Here is a 24,546-nt window from a genome sequence, read left to right as displayed (position 1 = left end):
TTCGTACAAGCTTATCATATAGTAGAAATAGGTAAAGGCATCACACACTGTGTGATGCCTTTTGCTACACCACCTGTGTGTTTTGGAAAGGGGAATTCCGCATTGAAACGTAGAGTTGCAATTATTGGAATGGTTGTTGCATTTTTAATTGGTGCTGGCGGAATGTTTGCAGGCATGTCTGTATTTGGGGTTAACCCATCAGAAGTAACGCAAACAATTTCGAGTGGGAATGCTAGCACTGCGCAAGGGAATTTGGCAAAAATTAATGAGGCGTATGCACTAATTGATTCACGTTATGTGGAAGACGTGAAAGATGAAAAGTTAGTTGAAGGTGCAATACAAGGTATGTTGTCTACGCTGAAGGACCCTTATTCCACGTATATGGATAAAGAAACAGCCAAACAGTTTAGTGAATCGCTTGATCCCGAATTAGAGGGGATTGGGGCTGAGGTGAACAAGACGGACGGTAAGCTTATTATCGTATCGCCAATTAAAGGTTCACCAGCAGAAAAGATAGGAATTAAACCGAATGACCAAATTTTATCTGTAGATGGAAACAGTGTGAAAGACTTATCACGTGAAGAAGCAGTATTAAAAATTCGTGGTAAAAAGGGAACGACTGTCGCAATTGAAATTAAACGTGCGGGAGTAACTGATCCGATTGTATTTAAAATTAAGCGTGAAAAGATTCCGATCTTTACAGTGTTTAGTTCTGTGAAGCAAGAGAGCGGAAAAGATATCGGTTATATGCAAATCACTTCTTTTGCTGAAAATACAGCGAAAGAATTTAAGGATCAGTTAAAAGAGTTAGAGAAGAAGAATATAAAAGGCTTAGTTATTGACGTGCGTGGTAATCCTGGTGGCTACTTAAATAGTGTAGAAGATATACTAGGGGAAATTATGACGAATAAAAAGCCGATGCTACAAGTAGAGCAGCGAAATGGTGAGAAGAAGAAATTCTCTACGGAACTGAAAGAGAGAAAACCATATCCAATTTCAGTATTAATTGATAATGGAAGTGCTTCTGCTTCAGAGATTTTAGCGGGTGCGCTAAAAGAAGGGGAAGGATACGATTTAATTGGTGAAAAGACATTTGGTAAAGGTACTGTCCAGCAAGCTGTTCCATTTAAAGACGGCAGCAACATTAAATTAACGATGTTTAAATGGTTAACACCGGATGGGAACTGGATTCATAAAAAAGGAATCGCGCCAACAGTAGAAGTGAAGCAACCAAATTATTATCATGCGACACCAATTCAAATTGAAAAAACACTTTCATACAATTCAAATGATGTACAAGTAAAACATGCTCAAGAAATGCTTAAGAGCTTAGGTTATGTACCAGGTCGTGAAGATGGATACTTTAGTAAAGAGACAGAATCGGCTTTGAAAGCATTCCAAAATGCAAATGAAATGGAAGCGACAGGACAGCTTGATAAAAAGACAGCTGAAGCGATTCAAACTAAAATTATCGAAAAAATCCGTTCTGGAGAAAATGATCTACAATTACAGTCAGCATTAAAATTAATGGCAAAATAAGAAGAAATACAGGCAGTTTGCTGCCTGTATTTTTTTGTGTTAAACAAACGTTTGTTTAGTTATGATAATATAAAAAGAAAGAATGATATAAATGGTGGTGAATGAGTTCGTGGAGGCGTGGATTTTTGAAATAATGCGGGCAGTTGGACGTTTTTTCTTACACCCTGCTGTCTATATATTTGTAATAAGTAGTATCTTCGTTGGATACTTACGTATGTTAAGAGAACGAAAAGATTTTTCTTTTAAAGTTTATGATATTTGGTTTGAACTGCGAACCTCTCTATTTGCAGGGATTGGATACGGATTAGTAGTATCTATTATCACGATTGGGCTTGGACTTGTTGTTTCTAAAGCAAGCTTATGGGCCATTTTAATTTGGACGTTACTATTTGGATTAACGGCTATGTATCGATATTTATCGGCGGCTTATACATTTAGCATTGCGATTGTATGTGTTCTATTATCTTCTAAGCTACCAGTTTCCTTTTTACAGCTTCGAGAAGGTGAAGAGAGTACCATTGTATCCCTTGTTATTTTACTAGGCGTTATGCTTATTGTAGAAGGCTTATTGATTTCGAAAAACGCAGTAGGATATTCGACGCCGAGGCTTAGGCAGGGGAAGCGTGGATTAAAGATTGGTTTACACGAATCAAAGCGTTTATGGATCGTTCCTATTTTTATTCTTGTACCGGGTGATGCGGTAACGCAGTTTATTTCATGGTGGCCTGTCGTTTCAATAGGTTCAAATACATATTCTCTATTCCTCGTTCCATTTTTAATTGGATTTATGAGAAGGATTAGAAGTTATGAGCCGACGGAAGCTTTATTATTTACAGGAAGACGTGTGTACGGATTAGCAGGACTTGTGCTCGTTTTAGGAATCGCAAGTTACTGGTGGCACGTACTTGCAATTATCGCGATGGGAGTCGCTATGCTTGGGCGTTTCACAATTTCGATGCAAGAAAAAATTGCCGATGAAACAAGACCAGCGTATTTTGCTGCACGCAATGATGGGCTCGTTGTACTAGATACAATTCCAAATACAATTGGAGCAGAGCTGAAATTACTGCCTGGAGAAATTATTACGAAAGTAAATGGAGTCATCCCAAAAAGCGCCGAGGAATTTTATGATGCGCTTCAAACGAAGACGACAGGAGCATTTTGTAAATTAGAAGTATTAGATACAAATGGTGAGCTTCGTCTTGCACAAACTGCATTATATGCTGGTGGACATCACGAATTAGGTATTGTATTCGTTGAACAGGAGCATGAGTGGGATTCGGAAGCGATGTAATAGAAGGAATGGTATCACCTTGTGGTGGTACCTTTTTTGTTTTTGGGAGATGGGAGAGTAGTTAGTAAATGAAATTTATATCGGCGATTTTCCGAATATATCAGCGCAACTTGAAATATATCGGCGATTTTGCAAATATATCAGCGCAACTCGAAATATATCGGGGATTATTCGAATATATCGACTTTCCAGCAAAAAACGACAACTATCGCAAAGCTTATTTTCAGTTTCATAGACGGATAACTTGAATAATTATTTGATAATGGTTATCATTTAGGGAGTCTTTTTAATTTTGGAAAATGGAGGTAAGATATGCTGCGTAAATTTTTCTCGTACTATAAACCGTATAAAGGTTTATTTATACTCGACTTTTCTTGTGCGGTTGTCGCAGGATTATTAGAACTCGGCTTCCCGCTTATCGTAAATCAATTTATTGATAAGTTATTGCCAGGGCAAAACTGGACGCTTATTTTATGGGCTTGTTTCGGTTTACTCGCAGTTTATATGTTAAATGCAGGCTTACAATATGTCGTTACATATTGGGGACATATGCTTGGTGTTAACATTGAAACAGATATGAGGCAGAAATTATTTGATCATATTCAAAAGCTATCATTCAGATTTTTTGATAATAATAAAACAGGTCATTTAATTTCACGCCTTACAAACGATTTAATGGAAATTGGGGAAATTGCTCACCATGGACCAGAAGATCTATTTATCGCCGTAATGACTTTAGTTGGGGCATTCTCATTTATGATGATGATCAACTGGAAGTTAGCGTTATTAACGTTCTTCGTCATTCCATTCCTATTATGGTTAGCACTTTACTTTAATAAAAAAATGACAGGTACATTTAGACGTTTATTCTCAGACGTTGCTGATTTTAATGCATGCATTGAGAACAATGTTGGTGGTATTCGCGTTGTACAAGCATTCGGAAATGAAAAGTTTGAGAAAGAGCAATTTGCTGTTAACAACGCTCGTTTCCGTACAACAAAATTAATGGCGTATAAAATTATGGCGTTAAATTCGTCGATTAGTTATATGCTCATGCGTCTCGTAACGCTCTTCGTCTTAATATGCGGTACATGGTTTGTGCTGCAAGGAGAATTAACGTACGGTGGATTTATCGGATTCGTTCTATTAACGAATATTTTCTTCCGCCCAATTGAAAAAATTAACGCGGTAATCGAAAGCTATCCGAAAGGAATCGCCGGTTTTAAAAGATATGTAGAGCTTCTTGAAACAGAGCCTGACATTGTAGACTCTAAAGATGCAATGGAAGTGAAGCATGTACACGGTGATATTCAATATAACAACATTACGTTTGGATATGAAAACAAAGAACCGATTTTAAATGACATTAGTTTGAAAATACATGCAGGTGAAACAGTTGCGTTCGTTGGACCATCAGGAGCTGGGAAAACGACGTTATGTAGCCTATTACCACGTTTTTATGAACAATCATCTGGATCGATTCAAATTGATGGAATTGATACGAAAGATATGACATTATCTTCACTTCGTAAGCAAATTGGAATTGTGCAGCAAGACGTGTTCTTATTCTCAGGAACAATTCGTGAAAATATCGCTTACGGAAATTTAAAAGCATCAGAAGCTGAAATTTGGCAGGCAGTAAAACGTGCGCAATTAGAAGATTTAATTTACTCACAGCCAGACGGTTTAGATACTGTTATCGGTGAGCGCGGCGTGAAACTTTCAGGTGGACAAAAGCAGCGTCTAGCTATTGCTCGTATGTTCTTGAAAAACCCTCCAATTTTAATATTGGATGAAGCAACTTCTGCATTAGATACAGAGACAGAACTTGCGATTCAAAAATCGCTTGCGGAGCTATCTGTTGGCCGTACAACATTAGTTATCGCTCACAGACTTGCAACGATTAAAAATGCAGATCGCATCGTCGTTGTAAATAAAGATGGTATTGCAGAACAAGGTTCACATAATGAATTAATTGAGCAAGGTGGAGGATACAGTAGGTTATACGAAGCTCAGTTTAGTTCGTAAATATAATTTGTACAGAATTAGTGCACCATAAGTAGGTGAAAATCTCATATGGGAGGCTATAAAGTATGATTGTAACAACAACGTCTACAATTCAAGGAAAAGAAATTATTGAGTACATCGATATTGTCAATGGAGAAGCGATTATGGGCGCGAATATCGTTCGTGACCTTTTCGCCTCCGTCCGTGACGTTGTCGGCGGTCGTGCGGGTGCTTATGAAAGTAAATTAAAAGAAGCACGCGACATCGCAATGGAAGAAATGAAAACTTTTGCAAGACAAAAAAATGCAAATGCAATTGTTGGTATCGACGTGGATTACGAGGTAGTTCGCGAAGGAATGCTAATGGTTGCTGTGAGCGGGACTGCTGTCCGTATCTAAAATGAAAAGCCGTGCTGATGCACGGCTTTTTGTATTCTATGTCGAAGATTCAATATTTCTTGGGAAATGTGGAATGCCCCGTCGATATATAGGGAAGACATTAGAGTGCTTCTTTACATTTTTGAATTTGAGTTAATAATTTTGCGTATTCTTGTTCGAGAGATGTGATGTCATCGTGATGATTTGGAATGGAAATCCGGCCGATGACTTCTGTTAATTTTGTTTGTAATCGTAACATTTCTTGCTCAGTAACGTTTACAGAATCTCCGGTGGTTCTTTTTGTGTATTGCTCGTAATTACCGTGGAAGATTCTTGGTTCATTCTCATCTACGTGTAGAATATGGTCTGCAACAGAGCGAATAAAGGCACGGTCATGGCTAATGAAAAGTATTGTGCCAGGATATTCTTGTAACATGGTTTCTAATTCTTCTTGCGTCGCTAAGTCTAAATAGTTTGTCGGTTCATCTAGCAGAAGCATATTATAGTTTCCTAAAAATACTTTTGCGAGTGCAACCTTCATTCGTTCACCCCCGCTTAGAACGTGCACAGGTTTATGAACATCCTCACGGCGGAATAGAAGTCGTGCAAGTATTGTGCGAACGAATGCTTCTGTATAGTTTGTTTCTTCTAGAACATTTTCTAAAATGGTTTTATCTGTTTTTAAAATAGATAATGTTTGTTCGAAGTATCCAATTTTACAACTTTTCGATAGCTGCATGCCACGCTCGTTTGTGAGAAGCATGTTGAACAAAGTGGTTTTGCCGCTTCCATTTGCCCCTAAAACGGCAAGCTTTGCACCAGGGGCAATAGTTCCATTCATATTTTTAAATAGTATACGGTCGCCTATTTTCTTTGTTGCTTTATTGAATTGTACTGCCACCTTACTATGAATGGGTGTATGGTATTGCACGTCAAATTGAGCTTGAGAAAGATCCTTTGGCTTTTCCTTCTTTTCTAGTTTTTCGAGACGTGTCTCTAATGCTTTTGCTGCTTTACTAACCTGTTCTTGGCCATGAGCCCCACTTAACCTATAAAGTCTAGATTCAGATGAACTGAACCGTGTTGGGATTTTTGTCATGTTAGAAGCACGTTGCTTTCTTTGTAGAATGGACTGTTCTAAACGATTTTTTTCTTGTATATATTGCTCATATTCTGCTTGTTTTTGTATTCGTTCACGTTCTTTTTGTTTTCGATAGTTTGAATAATTACCTTTGTACTCTTGAATAATACCGTCTTCAATTTCAATAATTTTGGTACATATATTATCTAGAAATTCACGGTCATGCGATATTAAAACAAGTGCCCCTTTATAAGATGAAAGTGCCTTTTCTAATTGCTCTGTACCGACCATATCTAAGTGGCTTGTTGGTTCATCAGCGAATAAAATGCCTGCATTTTGTTCGAGAGCATGCGCAATCTTTAGTCGCATTCGTTCACCGCCGCTCATTGCGTCGGTAACGTTTGAAATACTCCATTTTCCTTTTGCGAGAGAAGAAGCGGTTTCTGGTAGTTCTTCGCTGAGCTGAGGAATGATGGCGATAGAACTATGATGAGTTACTATGCCTCTGTCAGCTTCTATTTCTTTACTTAATATTTGTAATAACGTAGATTTACCAGCTCCGTTGACTCCGACAATTCCTATGCGATCCTGTGCTTGAATTTCCAGTGATGGTAATGTAAATAGTGTGCGATCACCAAAGCTCTTTTCAATATTACGTGCGAATAAAATAGTCATAAAAAAACCTCCCTAGTTTCACTAGAGAGGATAAACGTCGCCCTTGTATGTAAAAAATCGTACATAAATAAACGATTTTTTACATGATCGTTTCGAAAGAAAGTATCGACAAATGGACAGACTAATCCCCTGCTAGTTTTCATCATTTTTGTTCACTATTTGTGATGGATGAAATAAATAAGAGAATTAGAACTTCATTGGTCAAAGTACCTTCCTTTCATAATATTACTTTTATTGTATGCGCATACAAAAGGGTTTGTCAAACTTATTTCTGTTCGCTATTTTTGAATTTATTATTATACAATTGTGCTTTTGCCAGCGCCTCAGCATCGTTTTTAATTTCATCCAGTCCATTCGCATCTCCAATAACATAACCTTCAAATGAAGAACCAACAAAATCAAAGATATATTGGAATTGAGCAATAAGCGGTAATGCTTTTAGCTTTGGATTATCCCCGCCAACGATGACAACATACATTTTTTTGCCTTTCATTTTTTCTTTGAAATGAAGAGATGTATCGCGCAAGCTTTGTGACCAGCGATCAACAAAGTTTTTCATATGTCCACTCATTCCGTACCAATATAATGGTGTAGCAAAGATAATCGTGTCGTGCTCTAGCATGCGTTTGGTTAACTGCTCATAGTCATCATTTACGGATTGGAATCCTTCTGCATCATGACGTTGGTCTGTAATAGGATAGACGGTATGATCACGCAAATAAATTTGTTCTGTTTCAATGTCCTCTATCATCATATGTGTTAAAGCTTCTGTATTTCCGTTTTGTCTTGAACTGCCATGTATAACAAACATGTAATCATTCCTTTTCTTTTGCATGTTTTAGGAGTGAAACGTGTTTTTGCAAATTCGTTTGGATGTTGGAAAGTAATGTGATTTGCTTTGTTACTTCATTGAGTTTATCTTCGTAAAGCGTAAGGATACTGCTGCACGGATTGTCGTACAGGTGCGGTTCAATTTCAAGGCAGCGCAACATCCTTGCCGTCTCTTCTAAATTTAAGCCAATTTGTAAGTACATTTGAATAAGCTCCACTTTTTCGATGGCACTTTCATCAAAATCACGGTAGCCATTTGCAAGGCGCTTAGAAGGGAGTAAGCCCTTTTCTTCGTAATGTCTTAGTGATCTTTCACTAACGCCAGTTTCTTTTGATAATTCTCCAATTCGCAATGTATTTCACTCCTTTTACATGTATTGTAAACCTTCACACTAATGTGAAGGTCAACTCTGTTTTTTCGCAAAAGAATCTACATGATTTAAGAACACTTGAATGGCTTTAGATGGAATGAAATATTTACCGCGCACGATGGAAAACGGACGGATTAGTTGTTCATTTGGAACTTCGACGTGGAATAGTTCTTTTGCTAATAGCTCTTTCCGTACAGTCCAATCAGAAAGGATAGCGATGCCAAGCCCGGCACTAACAGCTTCCTTTACGCTTTGGATACTACTGAATGTAAAGAATCGTTTCATTTTTAAATGGTGTTGATGAATAAAGCGGTCACTATAAGCGCGTGTACCAGAACCACTTTCTCTTAATACCCATACTTGATCTTGGAGTGTACTTTCATTTATTTCATTTGTGCGGAGTAATGGATGATTTGGCGGGACGACGAGCTTCATTTCATCTTGCATAAATGTTTCAACATCTACGTCGGCGTATACGACTTGTCCTTCCACTAGGCCGATATCAATTTGATTAGAGCGAAGGCTTTGCAAAACGTCTTCTGTATTTGAGATGAAAGTATGAACTTCGACGTGTGGATTTTCATTCGCATAGTTAGCCAGTATTTTTGGAAGTAAGTATTCGCCAATTGTAAAACTAGCACCAATGCGAAGTGTTCCTGTTACAACGTTATGTAGTTCATTAATTTCTTGTTTAGCATCTTCGTAAAGAGAGAGCATTTGCTTTGCATGTATATATAATATGTTTCCAGCTTCAGTAACTTGGACGTGCTTCGGGGAGCGTTGAATAAGCGTAGTGCCAAATTCGTTTTCTAAGTTGCGTATATGCATACTTACTCCAGGCTGTGAAAGGTTTAATAATTCTGCTGCACGGGAGAAGTGTTTCTGTTCAACGACAGTAACAAAAATTTTTAAAATGTCTACGTTCATATAATGGGCTCCTTTCTTTTTCTATCATCTTATCATAAGTATTTCTGATGATAGAGATTTGGTATTGGTATTAAACTTATTATAGAAACTCTCTTATAATGTAAGTAGAAAGAACATGCATGTTCCAATACGATTATTGGAGTGGTTCAAAATGGAACAAACACTTGTTATACAAAAGAAGAAGCGTTTTGGATTTTCGCAAGGAATTGGGATTACATTATTAATCGCAATTGCCGCGAAATATTTAGCAGAGCTTCCATTTTTAAATATTATGGGACAATTAGTAATTGCTATTCTAATTGGGATGGTTTGGCGCGCTGCAATTGGAGTTCCTCACGATGCGATAGCAGGAACGAACTTTGCGAGTAAGAAGTTGCTGCGCTTTGGGATCATCTTACTTGGAATGCGATTAAATCTTGTTGATATTGCGAAGGCGGGACCGAAAGTATTGGTCATCGCGGCGGTTGTTATTACATTTACTATTTTTGTTGTATACGGACTAACGAAAGTATTTAAAGTAGAAAAGAAACTTGGGATTTTAACAGCATGCGGTACGGCAATTTGCGGCGCAGCCGCGGTCGTGGCAATTGCACCGCAAGTGAAAGCGAAGGACGATGAAACAGCAGTTGGGGCAGCAATCATCGCGATTTTAGGTACCATATTTACGCTTATTTATACGTTATTATATCCAGTGCTTGGTTTATCTCCGTACGGTTATGGTGTATTCTCAGGTGCGACGCTTCATGAAATCGCTCATGTCATCGCAGCTGCGGCGCCAGGAGGAAGTACTGCTGTAGACATCGCAGTTATTGTGAAGTTAACGCGCGTAGCAATGCTTGTGCCAGTAGCGATTTTAATTGGTCTATGGTTTGGTAAGAGTGAAGGTAGCAAAGAAAAGAAATCGTGGCGCGAACTTCCAATACCATGGTTCATTTTCGGGTTCTTAGCGATGAGTGCAGTGCATTCACTCGGGATTATTCCAGAAGTTGTTGCGGGATACATTGTTGTTCTTGCTTACATGCTTATCGCAATGGCGATGGCAGGGCTCGGTTTAAATGTAGAGTTTAAAACGTTCCGTAAATTAGGAAGTAAAGCATTCGTGGCAGGGCTGATTGGCTCGGTTTGCTTATCGGTTCTTGGATACGTTCTTGTATATGCGTTAGGATTTATGTAGTAGAGGAGAAAGCTGTTCCCGAAGGTATTTGGGGACAGCTTTTTCTTATGATTATAGTAGCGCTACGGATGTCGATATATTTGAAAAATCGCCGATATAAATGGAGTTGCGCTGATATATTTGGGAAATCGCCGATATAATTTAAGTTGCGCTGATATATTTAAAAAATCGCTGATATAAATTGAATTACTCTTGTACTTTGTTAGAGTAGATGTTCAATGAAATGTTTTTCTAAAATTTGTAAAGATATCTTTACTTGTAACTGGAAAATATTTATAATTCAAGTAAAGATATCTTTACTTTTGAAGGTGGATCCTATGGGTGTAAAAAATAAAATAAAAGAGTTAAGAAAGCAACATCATATAACGCAAGTTGAAATGGCAAAGGCGATGCAAGTGACGCGGCAGACGATAGTGGCGATTGAAAATCATCATTACAATCCGAGTCTAGAGTTATCTTTAAAAATTGCCAAATATTTTGGAGTGAAGGTGGAGGAAATATTTACGCTGGAGTAAGGGGAGAGAAATGGTAGGAAAACGAGCATAGCGATAGGGGGAATAAAAAATGCAGGATGAGTTTGAGAGATTTCAGTCAGATAAAGCGTTTAAATATGTAGGATTATTTTTTACGATTAGTTTAGCGATATGGAGTTTATATAATTTAATTGTTGATGGAAATGCTGGTATGCCGTTTGTTTTATTTGTACTAGGGCAGTGGGGGTATTTTCTTGTGAACTATTGGCCGAAGTGGAAATATAGAAATCGAAAAGAGGCTGATCATGTATGAGTAAGAGAGGTCATGAGATTCGTAGAGAGTTTGCTTGTAGCAGGAATTCTTTTAAATACGAGTTTAATGATTTTAAGTATTTCGTGGGGAACTATTTTTATATCGAATGTAGCGCTAGTCATTTTATATGGAATTTCGGAATATAAAGAGCAGAAGCGTTTGAAAGAAGAGGGAGTACCATCAATTGATGAGCGAGTTGTGAACAAGATGAAGTCATATTTTATGATTTGTATTACAAGCTTCGTTTTCTTGTTTATTATGTATCTTTGTGTAAATAAGTATTTAGATAGGCAAGCAGTACATGTAACTGAGCTATTATATATTGCTATTTTTGGTGTATTAATTAGTATCGCATCAACGAGTGTGTTAGCAACAAGGAATAATAGATAGAAAAAGGGGAACTGGGATGGGATTACCGGTGTTATGTGTCGCTACAGCTATATTTTCGCTTCTTTGGGGAATGCAAAACTTTTCTCGTAATCCAGTGCCGAGCATTTGTATTATGATTGGTACTGTAGGTTTATCGTATTATTTATTATTATTAGCCCATTATCATAAAACGGCAACGAGTGTTGTTGTTGGAGCACTTATTTTATTTTGTGGGCGCGCCATACAAAAGGGGTTATTTCCATAAAAGCTGTTTATACATTTTGTATAAACAGCTTTTTGTATTTTTTTTACAAAACGCTTGAAAGTTACGTAACGTCATCTTTTATAATGAAAGGGAAGAGGTGAGGGTAGTGATTTCAATACAACAATTTACGAGAGAAACAGGGGTTACAGTACGTACACTACGTTATTATGATCAAATAGATTTATTAAAGCCGAGCGGAAAAACAGAGGGTGGACATCGGTTATATAGTGAAAATGACGTTATTCGTTTGCAACAAATTTTATTTTTAAAAGAAATGGGATTTTCATTAAAAGAAACTGCGAATATGTTAGTAAAAGGTGAGCTGGATTTAAAAAATTCGCTTGAAAAACAACTTCGGTTTGTACAGGAAGAACAAAAGAAATTTAATCGAATGGAGAGTGTTTTACAAGCAGTTGTTTATTCGGTAGATGTGGAGGGAGAACTCGATTGGAAAGTTATGTTTGAACTGATTCAGCTTTCGAAGCAGTCTTCTCGTATACGTGAAATATTTCAAAATGAAGTGTTTTCAAAGGAAGAACAAAAATTGCTTCATAATTTACCAAACATGAGTAAGGAAGATCCGAATGTTTTAGAATGGGTAGATTTATTAAAGCAATTACGCACTTTTATGAAAGACGGTAAAGAAGCTGCTAGTGATGAAGTACAAGGGGCAATAAAGAGATTAATGCAGAAGTGTTTAGAAATGGCCAATGGTGATGAAGCGTTTTTAGATAAGTTATGGGAAGTTAGAAAATCGAAGGAAGATTCACAGAAAATGAGCATGTATCCAATTGAAGAAGAACTTTTAGTGTATATGGATGAGGCTTTTCGTATTTATGATGAAAGGGAGAAGGATAAATGAGTATACTCGCAGAATATCGTTGGTATTTTTTAATTGGGGCAGAAATTGTATTTTGGTTATCAGCTATCGGTTTCTTTTTACTTCGCTACGGATTCCGTTTGAAAAAGGCGAGTTTTATTATCGGAATTGTACTCCTCGTAAATGAAGTGTTTATTTTAACTTTAGGAGTAGTGGACTATTATCAAACAGGAAAGTTCTCTAACTTTCAAATTATTACTGTAATTATTTTATTGTATGCAGTTTTCTACGGGAAAAAGGATTTGAAGAAGCTTGATATATTTGCACAAAAATCAGTTGCGAAATGGCGTAATGAACCGGCGCCTATTATTGAAGAACAGGTAGAATTAACAGGCATGGCCTATGCAAAGCAGGAAATAAAAAATTGGGTATTACATCTTGTTTTATTCGTTGGTGTGCACATATTCTTTTTCTTCGCGTATGGATTTATTCCATTTGAACAATGGGGTAATTGGTTAGAATCGGGAATCGTTTTAAATAAAGCTGCAAGTCGCGTGAGCCAAGTGTGGGCGATTGTATTTTTAGTTGATACAGCAATTTCATTTTCATATGTGATTTTTCCGAAGAAGGAGAAAGGAAAAGAAAAGCTACTTTCATAGTTGAAAGTAGCTTTTCTGGTATACAAATAATTTTTATAGGAGAGGATGACAATAGAAAAAGAATCAGCTGTATATGTCTATTTCTCTTTAGTTTAGTAGCATGTTCACCATCTAGCACTACAATTGATAAGAAGAATGATGTCATTGTAAAGGGAGTAGGAACTTCCAATCTAGATAAATTCGAACAGTTCGTTATGAACGTTGATCAAGGGGAAGTTGATAAAATAAGAATTGTACAGTATACCGATGAAGGTGACCCGGTTTTTCAAACGTTAGAGCATAGTGGGAAAGATATCCTTTATGTGTTAGATAGTAGACAAGACAAGTTTGCTGGTGACCATAAAGGATTACATAAAGATAGTTGTAAAAGTATTGTTAAAGAGCAGCGCGAATCAGAAAGTACTTATCGGTTAACAGATTGTACGAATGAAGATGGACGCAATGGATATGACTTAGTATATGTATCAAAAAAATAGAGTTAGTAGAGGAAGGAAGTATTTACTCCTTCCTTTTTCTATGTGTATATTGTCGAAAACTTTACCGAATATCTGTTCGTTTTTTTAGGTTTTTTATAGGTATTCGTGGTAAAATAATAATACAGATTTTTATGAGGAGGTCGGATTTTCTTGGAACGTCAATTTGAAATTGTCTCAGCGTATTCCCCGCAAGGTGATCAGCCGGTAGCTATAGAGAAGCTTGTAGAGGGAATTAATAGTGGAAAGAAAAAGCAAGTGTTGCTTGGAGCAACAGGAACGGGTAAGACATTTACGATTTCAAATGTCATTAAAGAAGTGCAAAAGCCAACACTTGTTATGGCTCATAATAAAACGTTAGCAGGGCAGTTATATAGTGAGTTGAAAGACTTTTTCCCGAATAATGCAGTTGAATATTTTGTTAGTTACTACGATTATTATCAGCCAGAAGCGTATGTACCACAAACAGATACGTTTATTGAAAAAGATGCGCAGATTAATGATGAAATTGATAAATTGCGTCACTCGGCAACGTCTGCATTATTTGAACGGGACGATGTAATTATCGTTGCGAGTGTTTCGTGTATATATGGCTTAGGTTCTCCAGAAGAATACCGCGAGCTAGTTGTTTCGCTTCGAGTTGGTATGGAAAAAGACCGTAATCAATTGCTTCGTGAACTTGTTGATGTACAGTATGGACGTAATGATATTGATTTCAAGCGTGGTACATTCCGTGTGCGAGGAGATGTAGTTGAAATCTTCCCGGCATCACTTGATGAGCATTGTATTCGAATCGAATTTTTCGGTGATGAAATCGATCGTATTCGTGAAGTAAATGCGTTAACAGGTGAAGTATTAGCAGAACGTGATCATGTAGCAATCTTCCCAGCATCTCACTTCGTTACACGTGAAGAAAAGATGAAGGTCGCTATTGAAAATATCGAAAAAGAATTAGAAGAGCGTTTAAAGGAATTAAATGATAACGGCAAGTTGTTAGAAGCGCAGCGTATAGAACAGCGTACACGTTATGATTTAGAAATGATGCGCGAGATGGGATTTTGTTCAGGTATTGAAAACTACTCCCGTCATTTAACACTTCGTCCAGCGGGGGCAACGCCGTATACGCTATTAGACTATTTCCCGAAAGATTTCTTAATCGTTATGGATGAATCGCACGTATCAGTACCGCAAGTAAGAGCGATGTATAACGGGGACCAAGCGCGTAAGCAAGTGCTTGTGGATCATGGATTCCGTCTGCCGTCAGCTTTAGATAATAGACCGCTCACATTCGATGAGTTTGAAGAGAAAACGAATCAAGTTATTTATGTTTCAGCAACGCCAGGACCGTATGAGTTAGAGCAGTCGCCAGAAGTAATAGAACAAATTATTCGTCCAACAGGGCTTTTAGATCCACCAATTGATATACGACCAATTGAAGGGCAAATTGACGATTTATTAGGAGAGATTCAAGATCGTATTGCAAAAAATGAACGTGTATTAATTACGACTTTAACGAAGAAAATGTCAGAGGATTTAACGGATTACTTAAAAGATGTAGGAATTAAAGTTAACTATCTTCACTCTGAAATTAAAACGTTAGAACGTATTGAAATTATCCGCGATCTTCGCCTCGGTAAATTTGATGTACTTGTCGGCATTAACTTATTGCGAGAAGGATTAGATATTCCGGAAGTATCACTTGTAGCTATTTTAGATGCTGATAAGGAAGGGTTCTTGCGTTCAGAACGTTCATTAATTCAAACAATCGGTCGTGCCGCGCGTAATGAAAACGGCCGCGTTATTATGTATGCAGATCGTATAACAAAATCTATGGGAATTGCGATTGAAGAAACGAAGCGTCGTCGTAGTATACAAGAAGCTTACAATGAAGAGCATGGTATTACGCCGAAAACGATTCAAAAAGGCGTTCGTGATGTTATCCGTGCAACGACAGCTGCTGAAGAGACAGAAACATACGAAGCAACTCCTGCTAAGAAAATGACGAAAAAAGAGCGCGAAAAGACAATTGCGAAGATGGAAGCAGAGATGAAAGAAGCAGCAAAAGCGTTAGACTTCGAGCGTGCAGCTGAACTAAGAGATTTACTATTAGAATTAAAAGCGGAAGGGTGAAAAAAGTGAGTAAGAGCAAGGATTTTATCGTTGTAAAAGGTGCTAGAGCACATAACTTAAAAAATATTGATGTAACCATTCCGAGAAATCAGCTTGTCGTTGTAACGGGATTGTCTGGTTCGGGGAAATCATCATTAGCATTTGATACGATTTATGCAGAAGGGCAGCGCAGATACGTAGAATCATTATCTGCGTATGCGCGCCAGTTTTTAGGACAAATGGATAAGCCGGATGTGGACACGATTGAAGGATTGTCACCAGCAATTTCAATCGATCAAAAAACGACGAGTCGTAACCCACGTTCAACTGTTGGAACGGTAACGGAGATTTATGATTACTTACGTTTATTATTTGCACGAATTGGTACGCCAATTTGTCCGAATCATGGCATTGAAATTACGTCACAAACAGTAGAGCAGATGGTAGACCGTGTTCTTGAATATCCTGAACGTACGAAATTACAAGTGTTAGCGCCTATCGTTTCTGGGCGTAAAGGTGCGCATGTAAAAGTACTTGAAGATATTAAGAAGCAAGGATATGTTCGTGTTCGCGTTGACGGTGAAATGCTTGATGTATCTGAAGATATTGCGTTAGATAAAAACAAGAAGCATTCCATTGAAGTTGTAATTGACCGTATTGTTGTAAAAGAAGGGATCGCAAGCCGTCTTGCTGATTCACTTGAAAGTGCATTAAAGCTTGGCGGGGGACGAGTGTTAATCGATGTTATGGGAGAAGAGGAACTTCTGTTTAGTGAACATCACGCTTGTCCGCATTGTGGTTTTTCAATTGGAGAATTAGAGCCGCGTATGTTCTCATTCAATAGTCCGTTCGGAGCATGTCCTTCTTGTGATGGACTTGGTTCAAAGCTAGAGGTAGATTTAGAGCTTGTTATCCCGAACTGGGATTTATCATTAAATGAACATGCGATTGCACCTTGGGAACCGACAAGTTCACAATACTATCCACAACTTTTACAATCTGTATGTAATCACTACGGCGTTGATATGGATATGCCTGTAAAAGATATACCGAAAGATTTATTTGATAAAGTGTTGTACGGAAGCGGGGAAGAGAAAGTTTATTTCCGCTATGTAAATGAATTTGGTCAAGTAAAGGAAAATGAGATTTTATTTGAAGGTGTTATTCCAAACATTGAACGTCGTTATCGTGAAACGAGTTCTGATTACATTCGTGAGCAAATGGAAAAGTATATGGCAGAACAAGCTTGTCCAAAGTGTAAAGGTGGACGCTTAAAGCCTGAGAGTTTAGCTGTATTTGTTGGCAATAAAACGATTGCTGACGTAACGAAGTATTCAGTTCAAGAAGTACAAGAATTCTTCTCGAATGTAGAGCTAACGGAGAAGCAACAAAAAATAGCTCATTTAATTTTAAGAGAAATTCAGGAGCGCGTTGGGTTCTTAGTGAACGTTGGTTTAGATTATTTAACGTTAAGTCGTGCCGCAGGAACTTTATCAGGTGGTGAGGCGCAGCGTATTCGTTTAGCGACGCAAATTGGTTCTCGTCTAACTGGCGTACTTTATATTCTTGATGAGCCTTCAATTGGTTTACACCAGCGTGATAACGATCGTCTTATTCGTACATTGCAAGAAATGCGTGATTTAGGCAATACGTTAATTGTTGTTGAACATGATGAAGATACGATGATGGCTGCTGACTATTTACTTGATATAGGGCCTGGTGCAGGTATTCATGGTGGACAGGTCGTTTCAGCGGGGACGCCGGCTGAAGTTATGCAAGATGAGAATTCATTAACAGGGAAGTATTTAAGTGGTAAAGAGTTTATTCCAGTTCCACTTGAAAGACGTAAAGGTGATGGACGTAAAGTAGAGATTGTCGGCGCAAAAGAGAATAACTTAAAGAATGCGAAAATGTCATTCCCACTCGGTACGTTTGTAGCGGTAACAGGGGTATCTGGTTCTGGTAAAAGTACGATGATTAATGAAGTACTATATAAATCGTTAGCTCAAAAGTTATATAAAGCGAAAGCGAAGCCAGGTACTCATAAAGAGATTAAAGGTCTTGAACATTTAGATAAGGTAATTGATATTGATCAATCACCAATTGGTCGTACACCACGTTCTAATCCAGCGACGTACACAGGTGTATTCGATGATATTCGTGATGTGTTTGCACAAACGAATGAAGCAAAAGTGCGCGGATATCAAAAAGGACGTTTCAGCTTTAACGTAAAAGGTGGCCGTTGTGAAGCGTGCCGTGGTGATGGAATTATTAAAATCGAAATGCATTTCCTACCAGATGTGTATGTTCCGTGTGAAGTTTGTCACGGTAAACGATATAATCGTGAAACGTTAGAAGTGAAATATAAAGATAAGAATATTTCTGAAGTGTTAGGGATGACAATTGAAGATGGAGTAGAATTCTTCGCCAATATTCCTAAAATTAAGCGTAAACTTCAAACGCTTGTAGATGTTGGGCTTGGTTATATGAAATTAGGTCAACCAGCAACAACATTATCTGGTGGGGAAGCACAGCGTGTGAAATTAGCTTCTGAATTACACCGTCGTTCTACAGGTCGTACGTTATACATTTTAGATGAGCCAACGACTGGTTTGCATGCGCATGATATTGCACGTCTTCTAGAAGTGCTGCAACGTCTTGTTGAGAGCGGTGAGACGGTACTTGTAATTGAACATAATTTAGATGTAATTAAAACAGCTGATTATATCGTTGACCTTGGACCAGAGGGCGGAGATAAAGGTGGACAAATCGTTGCTTCCGGAACGCCAGAGCAAGTAGTGAAAGAAGAGCGCTCATACACAGGTAAGTATTTAAAAGAGATTTTAAATCGTGATAAAGCAAGAATGAAAGAGAAAATAAAAGAAGTAGAGTTATCGCAATAAGTTTATTGATGAAAACCGAGTGGAAATGACGCTCGGTTTTTATTGTATAGGGGGAGAAGATGGAGTTTTTAGAGGTGTTAAGGAAGAAACATATGAAGGTAAGAGAGTTTCAAAGTTGGGGTGTATATTTTCGCAAGCGCTGGGAGGATCACTTTGCAAATCATTTAAGTGATAAAGAAAAAGAAGATATTTTTCTTTATGGAGATAAGTATGCATGTGGTTATCTATGGCACATATTTAGTTATGAGAAAAAGAAGTGTTTAGAGGGTAAAGAAGCGGAAAACGCGTTTCATAATGAAGTGAAAAAGGATTGCTATATATTCTATCAACATTGTGAAGATGTACTGCTAATAAAAGATGCGAGTTTATTACATATGGATGATATATTACGGGAGACAGACGATATGTATAAAGGCGATATCTATATTGTAGATAAAGATTTCACTTGGACTTTTGTAAAAACACATGAGCATAGATGGTGTGGTCCTTATTTTGCGAGGAAGTGTTAGTAGGTATACAAGCATGAAAGATAGAATAAGTTGATATAAGTGTTCGTATCATACTTGCGTTTATTATCTATTAGCGTATGATGAAATATATATGTTTAAAAGGATGTGTGACGAAATGAGATGGATTGTATCACTTCTTGTAAATAGCGTTGTGTTAATCGCTGTATCGGGACTTTTAAAAGGGATTGCACCAGATGCATTTTACGTAGCAAATATACAAACTGCAATTATTGCTAGTATTATATTGGCGGTTTTAAATGTGTTCGTAAAGCCGTTTTTAATTTTAATTACGCTACCAATTACTGTTGTAACTTTCGGCTTCTTCTTAATTGTTATTAATGCGATTACGTTAAAAATAGCAGATTCATTATTAGGAGATGCTTTTAATATATCAGGATTTGGTGTAGCGATTGTTGCGGCAATTTGTATTTCAATTTTTAATATGATAATTGAAAAGGCAATTGTTGAACCTCTATATGAAAAAAAGAGAAAGTGACAAAAAGAAAAACATTTCATTATTCGTATGAAATGTTTTTTTCTATTTATTAGAAACCGTATTTCTTGTTTCCAGAAAAAAATGGTACAATATCCGATAGAATGGAATTTTACATCAAACGAGACTGAACCCGCAGCGGAGTGGAGGTTTATACATATGCCGAAAGTAAGGACAAAAGATTTAATTGAACAATTTCAATTGGAGTTAATCAGTGGTGAAGAAGGCATTCATCGTCCGATTGATACAAGTGATTTATCACGACCTGGAATTGAAATGGCAGGATTTTTTACATATTATCCAGCAGATCGTGTGCAGCTTCTTGGAAAGACGGAGCTTACGTTCTTTGACACGTTAACATCAGAGCAAAAACAAGAGAGAATGAAAGCGCTTTGTACTGAGGAGACGCCATGTATTATTGTAACTCGTAATCAAGATGTACCAGATGAGTTATTACAAGCATCACGTGAATCAGGTATGCCTTTATTACGTTCTTCTCAAACGACAACTAGATTATCAAGTCGTTTAACAAACTATTTAGAAGGTAAGTTAGCACCAACAACTGCTGTTCATGGTGTGTTAGTAGATATTTACGGCGTTGGTGTTTTAATTACAGGTCAAAGTGGTGTTGGTAAAAGTGAGACAGCTCTTGAGCTTGTAAAGCGTGGTCATCGCCTTGTTGCGGATGATAGTGTAGAAATTCGTCAAGAAGATGAAGACATGTTAGTCGGAAGTTCACCAGATTTAATTGAGCATTTATTAGAAATTCGTGGTCTAGGTATTATTAACGTTATGACGTTATTCGGTGCAGGGGCAGTACGAAATTACAAGCGTATTACACTTGTTATTAATCTTGAAATTTGGGATCAAAAGAAAAATTACGATCGCTTAGGTCTTGATGAAGAGAAAATGAAAATTATTGATACAGAGCTTACGAAGATTACACTTCCAGTTCGTCCTGGTCGAAACTTGGCTGTTATTATTGAAGTAGCAGCGATGAACTTCCGTTTAAAACGTATGGGAGTCAATGCAGCACAGCAGTTCTCTGAACGATTAATGAGTGCAATTGAGTTAGGAAATCAGGAGTAAACTTTGGAGAGGGAGGTCATATACATATGCTGTTAGCTTCTGTACCACAGCTTGACCGTGTAGCTATCCAACTTGGGCCATTTCCTGTGTATTGGTACGGGATTATTATCGGTACAGGTGTGCTATTAGGTCTTTGGCTGGCAACTCGCGAGGGAGAAGGGCTAGGTATTCCAAAAGATACATTTGTTGACCTTGTATTAATTGCAGTACCGATCGCTATTCTTTTTGCGAGAATGTACTATGTTATTTTTGAATGGGAATATTACGCACAAAATCCGAGTCAAATTATTAATATTCGTCAAGGTGGTTTGGCGATTCATGGTGGTTTAATCGGGGCTGTTATTACAGGCGTTCTTTTTGCGAAACGACGCGGACTTTCTTTCTGGAAGTTGGCTGATATTGCTGCACCAAGTATTTTACTAGGACAAGCAATTGGCCGATGGGGAAACTTTATGAACCAAGAGGCGCATGGTGATGAAGTAACGAGACAGTTTTTAGAAGGTCTTCATTTACCGGATTTTATTATTAATCAAATGTATATTGAGGGTGTGTACTATCATCCGACGTTTTTATATGAATCATTATGGAATTTTGCAGGCGTAATTTTACTACTTGCATTAAGAAAAGTGAATTTACGTCGCGGGGAATTATTCTTCACATATTTAATTTGGTATTCAGTAGGACGCTTCTTCGTAGAAGGCTTACGTACAGATAGTTTAATGCTAGGACCACTTCGTATTGCACAAGTAATGTCAATTGGACTTGTTGTTATTTCTATTATTTTCATTATTGTGAGACGAAAAATGGGGCAAGCTGATAAAAGATATTTAGAAAATTAGAGACAAGTAGCATCTTATTATAAGATGCTGCTTCTTTCATATTCAGGAAGGCGAAAGGACTAAGGCGATGAGAATAAATACAGTGTTATTTGATTTAGATGGAACTTTAATTAATACAAACGAACTTATTATTTCTTCTTTTTTACATACTTTAAATACATATTATCCAAATCAATATAAGCGTGAAGATGTGTTGCCATTTATCGGTCCATCTTTGCATGATACTTTCAGTAAAATTGATGAAAGTAAGGTTGAAGAGATGATTACAAGTTATCGCGAATTTAACCATGATCATCATGATGAATTAGTAGAAGAATATGAAACTGTATATGAAACAGTTCGAGAGTTGAAGAAGCAAGGTTATAAAGTTGGTATTGTTACAACGAAAGCGAGACAAACCGTTGAGATGGGATTACAGTTGTCAAAGCTTGATGAATTTTTTGATGTTGTCGTGACAATTGATGATGTAGAGCATGTGAAACCACATCCAGAGCCACTTCAAAAAGCGCTTGAATTATTAGATGCAAAACCAGAAGAAGCATTGATGGTTGGGGATAATCATCATGATATTGTCGGTGGTCAAAATGCGGGGACGAAAACAGCTGCGGTTTCATGGACGTTGAAAGGTAGAGCGTATTTAGAGGCTTACAAGCCGGACTTTATGCTAGATAAAATGAGTGATTTGCTACCGATTTTGTCTAATATGAACCGTTCATAAAGGTCCAAGTAAGTTAGTAGAGGAGCGAGCTAAGTGCGACGGACAACGCGCTATCCTGTTTCAGGAGAAAATTCATTATGGAATGTGTATAAAACAGTGTCTTTTTGGAAGGTAATGAAAAACTTTATTATTATCCAAATTGCACGTTACACGCCATTTTTATCTGTGAAGAATTGGTTGTACCGCACTTTTTTACGGATGAAAGTAGGAAAGAAAACATCATTTGCGCTTATGGTAATGCCGGATATTATGTTCCCAGAAAAGATAACTGTGGGAGAGAATTCGATTATTGGCTATAACACAACGCTTTTAGCACATGAATATTTAATTCGTGAATATCGACTTGGGGAAATCGTCATTGGAAATGAAGTGATGATTGGAGCGAATGTAACAATATTACCAGGTGTGAAAATTGGAGACGGTGCGACTGTCTCAGCTGGCACACTTGTTCATAGAGATGTACCGAGCGGTGCTTTCGTAGGTGGAAATCCAATGCGTATTATTTATACGAAAGAGCAAATGACCGCCAGAGAAGGTTCATGGTGAAAATGTAACATTTCTCCTCTTTTTTTATGAATAAAAAGGAAATAATTGAGTATAATATACTGTTTTGTTTTTTACGGAATCGTTTATACTTATAGATAGAAGAATGTGTGAACGAAGAAAACAAAAAACTGGAGGATATATGGGGAAAAATCAAAGGATATATAAGGAGAACGGACAAGTTATCTCTTTTAATCAATTAGCGGACTTCTTTTATAAAAAAGGGATGAGAGCTTACAAAGGACAAAAATTGCAAGATGCAATTAAATATTTTCGAAGAGCGGCACAAAGTGAGAAGGAGCCGTTTATTTTATGTCAATTAGCAACAGTATTATCTGAGGCTGGTGAATATCAAGAGTCGAATCAAACCTTCTTAAAGTTAGTTAGATCTAATCCTGAACTTGAACAGTGCTATTATTTTATTGCAAATAATTATGCATATATGGGGTTATTTCAACAGGCGAAGAAATATGCGGATCGCTATTTAGAAGTTGCAAAAGAGAAGGAATTCGTAGAAGATACATTAGAACTTCTAGAGATTATGGAAGAAGAAGCAATGGGTGCGGAAGAGATTGAAGATGAAGATGATTTAATTGTTATGCAGGAAGAAGCGAATCGTTATATTCGTAATGGACAATTAGAAGAAGCAATTGCTACATTAGAAATTGTTACGAAAGATTATCCGGAATTTTGGTCAGGTCATAATAATTTAGCCATTGCACATTTTCAATCGGGTAATGTAGACAAAGCGCTGAAGTTAACAGAAATGATTTTAGAGAAAAATCCTGGTAATATACATGCGCTTTGTAATACACTTATTTTTCTATATTCAATTGGAGAGCATAAACAAGTAGAAGCATTAGCGGGACAGCTAGTTTCAGTATATCCAATTTCATTTGAACATCGTTTGAAACTGGGAACTACACTTGCAACAATTGGTTATTTCGAGCATGCATATAAATGGTTCAAACTATTAAAGCGTCAAGGATATGAGGGAGACGTTAGTTTTTATTATTGGTTTGCATATTCTGCTTATATGGTGAAAGATCAGCAACTAGCTGAAAAAATGTGGCAATATGTCGTGGAATTGCATCCTGATAAAAAGGGAAAAGAACCGTGGAATGCGCTGAATTTAGCAGATGAAGGACAAAACGTGTTATTTGAAGAATTACGAAAATCATTTCAGCAAAGTGCGACGCTAGAAGAACAAATGCTAGCTTTATATTTAATGAATGAATTGTCAACGCCGGAGAAGGTGGGATTCTTCTTTGATATAACGCAAGCGAAGAACGGTGTTCCCATCGTATCACAACTTGCAAAGTACTTCTTTTTACTTAATAGTCATAAGAGTATTCCAGCTGATTTACAGCAATTTGAGCAGTGCGCGAGAATCGCGGATGCATTATACAATTATACGAAAAAAGATGATGAATTAATTGAAGAGTGTTTACACTTTTGGTTTTGTACGTTCATACGTTTATATACATCTGGAGACATATTTACAAATGTGTACGGCTGGTCAGCTGCGATTGAATACATTGTACGCGGCGAACAAGGAAATAAAATGACACAGTCGGAGCTTGGAGATGTATATAATGTATCTGTAGCGACTGTCCGAAAGTATGTGCAAGCTGTTAAGCGTACGCACACATAAGATAAGCAAATCATTGGGAAAAAAATGATGCTAACAGTATA

General features: G+C 37.3%; 25 protein-coding genes. 21 read left to right on the top strand and 4 right to left on the bottom strand.

The features are described 5' to 3' along the window. The first annotated feature begins 54 nt into the window (after positions 1–54). The 4 genes from NST90_RS24560 (at position 55) to NST90_RS24545 (ending at position 5,238) form a co-directional block, all read left to right on the top strand. The gene (locus NST90_RS24560; protein ID WP_002005957.1) at positions 55–1,539 is read left to right on the top strand and encodes a S41 family peptidase; all 1,485 of its coding nucleotides are present in this window, start codon (positions 55–57) and stop codon (positions 1,537–1,539) included. 91 nt (positions 1,540–1,630) lie between these two features. Continuing rightward, positions 1,631–2,833: a PDZ domain-containing protein gene (locus NST90_RS24555; protein ID WP_033687562.1), complete on the top strand. Its 1,203-nt coding sequence runs from the start codon at positions 1,631–1,633 to the stop codon at positions 2,831–2,833. A 312-nt stretch (positions 2,834–3,145) separates the two neighbouring features. Beyond that, positions 3,146–4,861: an ABC transporter ATP-binding protein gene (locus NST90_RS24550; RefSeq protein WP_000944620.1), complete on the top strand. Its 1,716-nt coding sequence runs from the start codon at positions 3,146–3,148 to the stop codon at positions 4,859–4,861. A 65-nt stretch (positions 4,862–4,926) separates the two neighbouring features. Beyond that, complete coding sequence (locus tag NST90_RS24545; RefSeq protein WP_000637523.1) at positions 4,927–5,238, top strand: heavy metal-binding domain-containing protein; 312 nt, start codon at positions 4,927–4,929, stop codon at positions 5,236–5,238. A gap of 100 nt (positions 5,239–5,338) precedes the next feature. Here NST90_RS24545 and abc-f read toward each other — a convergent pair whose 3' ends face one another. The 4 genes from abc-f to NST90_RS24525 form a co-directional block, all read right to left on the bottom strand. After that, on the bottom strand, positions 5,339–6,973 hold the full coding sequence (gene abc-f, locus NST90_RS24540; RefSeq protein ID WP_016123767.1) for an ABC-F type ribosomal protection protein: 1,635 nt from the start codon (positions 6,971–6,973) through the stop codon (positions 5,339–5,341). Positions 6,974–7,238: 265 nt separating this feature from the next. Continuing rightward, positions 7,239–7,784, bottom strand: coding sequence for a flavodoxin family protein (locus tag NST90_RS24535; RefSeq protein WP_000497611.1), 546 nt, complete (start codon positions 7,782–7,784; stop codon positions 7,239–7,241). A gap of 4 nt (positions 7,785–7,788) precedes the next feature. Next, on the bottom strand, positions 7,789–8,157 hold the full coding sequence (locus NST90_RS24530; protein ID WP_001219205.1) for a MerR family transcriptional regulator: 369 nt from the start codon (positions 8,155–8,157) through the stop codon (positions 7,789–7,791). Between the two features lie 51 nt (positions 8,158–8,208). Beyond that, positions 8,209–9,102 carry a LysR family transcriptional regulator gene (locus NST90_RS24525; protein ID WP_001099987.1) on the bottom strand — a complete coding sequence of 298 codons (894 nt, stop codon included), beginning with the start codon at positions 9,100–9,102 and terminating at the stop codon, positions 8,209–8,211. Between the two features lie 151 nt (positions 9,103–9,253). Between NST90_RS24525 and NST90_RS24520 the strand changes: the two genes are divergently transcribed. The 17 genes from NST90_RS24520 (at position 9,254) to NST90_RS24440 (ending at position 24,505) form a co-directional block, all read left to right on the top strand. After that, positions 9,254–10,276: a YeiH family protein gene (locus NST90_RS24520; RefSeq protein ID WP_000438432.1), complete on the top strand. Its 1,023-nt coding sequence runs from the start codon at positions 9,254–9,256 to the stop codon at positions 10,274–10,276. A gap of 317 nt (positions 10,277–10,593) precedes the next feature. Next, positions 10,594–10,791, top strand: coding sequence for a helix-turn-helix transcriptional regulator (locus NST90_RS24515; protein WP_000538359.1), 198 nt, complete (start codon positions 10,594–10,596; stop codon positions 10,789–10,791). Between the two features lie 49 nt (positions 10,792–10,840). Further along, positions 10,841–11,062 carry a hypothetical protein gene (locus NST90_RS24510; RefSeq protein WP_048558326.1) on the top strand — a complete coding sequence of 74 codons (222 nt, stop codon included), beginning with the start codon at positions 10,841–10,843 and terminating at the stop codon, positions 11,060–11,062. A gap of 12 nt (positions 11,063–11,074) precedes the next feature. Beyond that, positions 11,075–11,452, top strand: a complete 378-nt coding sequence (locus NST90_RS24505; RefSeq protein WP_049108173.1) for a hypothetical protein — start codon at positions 11,075–11,077, stop codon at positions 11,450–11,452. Positions 11,453–11,468: 16 nt separating this feature from the next. Beyond that, positions 11,469–11,696, top strand: coding sequence for a hypothetical protein (locus NST90_RS24500; protein ID WP_000524139.1), 228 nt, complete (start codon positions 11,469–11,471; stop codon positions 11,694–11,696). Between the two features lie 106 nt (positions 11,697–11,802). Then, positions 11,803–12,558 carry a MerR family transcriptional regulator gene (locus tag NST90_RS24495; protein WP_139338522.1) on the top strand — a complete coding sequence of 252 codons (756 nt, stop codon included), beginning with the start codon at positions 11,803–11,805 and terminating at the stop codon, positions 12,556–12,558. Continuing rightward, complete coding sequence (locus NST90_RS24490) at positions 12,555–13,175, top strand: hypothetical protein (protein ID WP_076875996.1); 621 nt, start codon at positions 12,555–12,557, stop codon at positions 13,173–13,175. The genes NST90_RS24495 and NST90_RS24490 overlap by 4 nt, the downstream gene beginning before the upstream one ends. Positions 13,176–13,210: 35 nt before the next feature. Next, positions 13,211–13,651: a DUF4362 domain-containing protein gene (locus NST90_RS24485; protein WP_071732338.1), complete on the top strand. Its 441-nt coding sequence runs from the start codon at positions 13,211–13,213 to the stop codon at positions 13,649–13,651. Between the two features lie 150 nt (positions 13,652–13,801). After that, positions 13,802–15,778, top strand: a complete 1,977-nt coding sequence (gene uvrB, locus NST90_RS24480; RefSeq protein ID WP_000441059.1) for an excinuclease ABC subunit B — start codon at positions 13,802–13,804, stop codon at positions 15,776–15,778. Between the two features lie 5 nt (positions 15,779–15,783). After that, entirely contained in the window at positions 15,784–18,660 is a 2,877-nt protein-coding gene (gene uvrA / locus NST90_RS24475) for an excinuclease ABC subunit UvrA (protein ID WP_000045561.1), read from the top strand. A gap of 59 nt (positions 18,661–18,719) precedes the next feature. Then, the gene (locus NST90_RS24470; RefSeq protein ID WP_006918453.1) at positions 18,720–19,169 is read left to right on the top strand and encodes a DUF4275 family protein; all 450 of its coding nucleotides are present in this window, start codon (positions 18,720–18,722) and stop codon (positions 19,167–19,169) included. 115 nt (positions 19,170–19,284) lie between these two features. Next, on the top strand, positions 19,285–19,665 hold the full coding sequence (locus NST90_RS24465) for a phage holin family protein (RefSeq protein ID WP_001267308.1): 381 nt from the start codon (positions 19,285–19,287) through the stop codon (positions 19,663–19,665). 156 nt (positions 19,666–19,821) lie between these two features. Beyond that, positions 19,822–20,751, top strand: a complete 930-nt coding sequence (hprK, locus tag NST90_RS24460) for an HPr(Ser) kinase/phosphatase (RefSeq protein ID WP_001127250.1) — start codon at positions 19,822–19,824, stop codon at positions 20,749–20,751. Positions 20,752–20,777: 26 nt separating this feature from the next. Further along, positions 20,778–21,590 carry a prolipoprotein diacylglyceryl transferase gene (gene lgt / locus NST90_RS24455; RefSeq protein WP_046393077.1) on the top strand — a complete coding sequence of 271 codons (813 nt, stop codon included), beginning with the start codon at positions 20,778–20,780 and terminating at the stop codon, positions 21,588–21,590. 67 nt (positions 21,591–21,657) lie between these two features. Beyond that, the gene (ppaX, locus tag NST90_RS24450; protein WP_001222403.1) at positions 21,658–22,308 is read left to right on the top strand and encodes a pyrophosphatase PpaX; all 651 of its coding nucleotides are present in this window, start codon (positions 21,658–21,660) and stop codon (positions 22,306–22,308) included. 33 nt (positions 22,309–22,341) lie between these two features. Further along, positions 22,342–22,854, top strand: a complete 513-nt coding sequence (locus NST90_RS24445; RefSeq protein ID WP_001255070.1) for a DapH/DapD/GlmU-related protein — start codon at positions 22,342–22,344, stop codon at positions 22,852–22,854. A 139-nt stretch (positions 22,855–22,993) separates the two neighbouring features. Continuing rightward, positions 22,994–24,505 (top strand): tetratricopeptide repeat protein, encoded by a 1,512-nt coding sequence (locus NST90_RS24440; protein WP_000517741.1) that lies wholly within the window; start codon positions 22,994–22,996, stop codon positions 24,503–24,505. The last annotated feature ends 41 nt before the right edge of the window (positions 24,506–24,546 follow it).

This window comes from Bacillus sp. FSL E2-8900, assembly GCF_037966225.1.
Taxonomy (GTDB): domain Bacteria; phylum Bacillota; class Bacilli; order Bacillales; family Bacillaceae_G; genus Bacillus_A; species Bacillus_A cereus.
This window is presented reverse-complemented; position numbering and strand designations above follow the sequence as displayed.

Excerpts from the sequence above, each read along its gene's own strand:
- NST90_RS24560 (WP_002005957.1), top strand. The coding sequence starts at position 55 with ATGCCTTTTGCTACACCACCTGTGTGTTTTGGAAAGGGGAATTCCGCA.
- NST90_RS24555 (WP_033687562.1), top strand. The coding sequence starts at position 1,631 with ATGGTGGTGAATGAGTTCGTGGAGGCGTGGATTTTTGAAATAATGCGG.
- NST90_RS24550 (WP_000944620.1), top strand. The coding sequence starts at position 3,146 with ATGCTGCGTAAATTTTTCTCGTACTATAAACCGTATAAAGGTTTATTT.
- NST90_RS24545 (WP_000637523.1), top strand. The coding sequence starts at position 4,927 with ATGATTGTAACAACAACGTCTACAATTCAAGGAAAAGAAATTATTGAG.
- abc-f (WP_016123767.1), bottom strand. The coding sequence starts at position 6,973 with ATGACTATTTTATTCGCACGTAATATTGAAAAGAGCTTTGGTGATCGC.
- NST90_RS24535 (WP_000497611.1), bottom strand. The coding sequence starts at position 7,784 with ATGTTTGTTATACATGGCAGTTCAAGACAAAACGGAAATACAGAAGCT.
- NST90_RS24525 (WP_001099987.1), bottom strand. The coding sequence starts at position 9,102 with ATGAACGTAGACATTTTAAAAATTTTTGTTACTGTCGTTGAACAGAAA.
- NST90_RS24520 (WP_000438432.1), top strand. The coding sequence starts at position 9,254 with ATGGAACAAACACTTGTTATACAAAAGAAGAAGCGTTTTGGATTTTCG.
- NST90_RS24515 (WP_000538359.1), top strand. The coding sequence starts at position 10,594 with ATGGGTGTAAAAAATAAAATAAAAGAGTTAAGAAAGCAACATCATATA.
- NST90_RS24510 (WP_048558326.1), top strand. The coding sequence starts at position 10,841 with ATGCAGGATGAGTTTGAGAGATTTCAGTCAGATAAAGCGTTTAAATAT.
- NST90_RS24505 (WP_049108173.1), top strand. The coding sequence starts at position 11,075 with ATGAGATTCGTAGAGAGTTTGCTTGTAGCAGGAATTCTTTTAAATACG.
- NST90_RS24500 (WP_000524139.1), top strand. The coding sequence starts at position 11,469 with ATGGGATTACCGGTGTTATGTGTCGCTACAGCTATATTTTCGCTTCTT.
- NST90_RS24490 (WP_076875996.1), top strand. The coding sequence starts at position 12,555 with ATGAGTATACTCGCAGAATATCGTTGGTATTTTTTAATTGGGGCAGAA.
- NST90_RS24470 (WP_006918453.1), top strand. The coding sequence starts at position 18,720 with ATGGAGTTTTTAGAGGTGTTAAGGAAGAAACATATGAAGGTAAGAGAG.
- NST90_RS24465 (WP_001267308.1), top strand. The coding sequence starts at position 19,285 with ATGAGATGGATTGTATCACTTCTTGTAAATAGCGTTGTGTTAATCGCT.
- hprK (WP_001127250.1), top strand. The coding sequence starts at position 19,822 with ATGCCGAAAGTAAGGACAAAAGATTTAATTGAACAATTTCAATTGGAG.
- lgt (WP_046393077.1), top strand. The coding sequence starts at position 20,778 with ATGCTGTTAGCTTCTGTACCACAGCTTGACCGTGTAGCTATCCAACTT.
- ppaX (WP_001222403.1), top strand. The coding sequence starts at position 21,658 with ATGAGAATAAATACAGTGTTATTTGATTTAGATGGAACTTTAATTAAT.
- NST90_RS24440 (WP_000517741.1), top strand. The coding sequence starts at position 22,994 with ATGGGGAAAAATCAAAGGATATATAAGGAGAACGGACAAGTTATCTCT.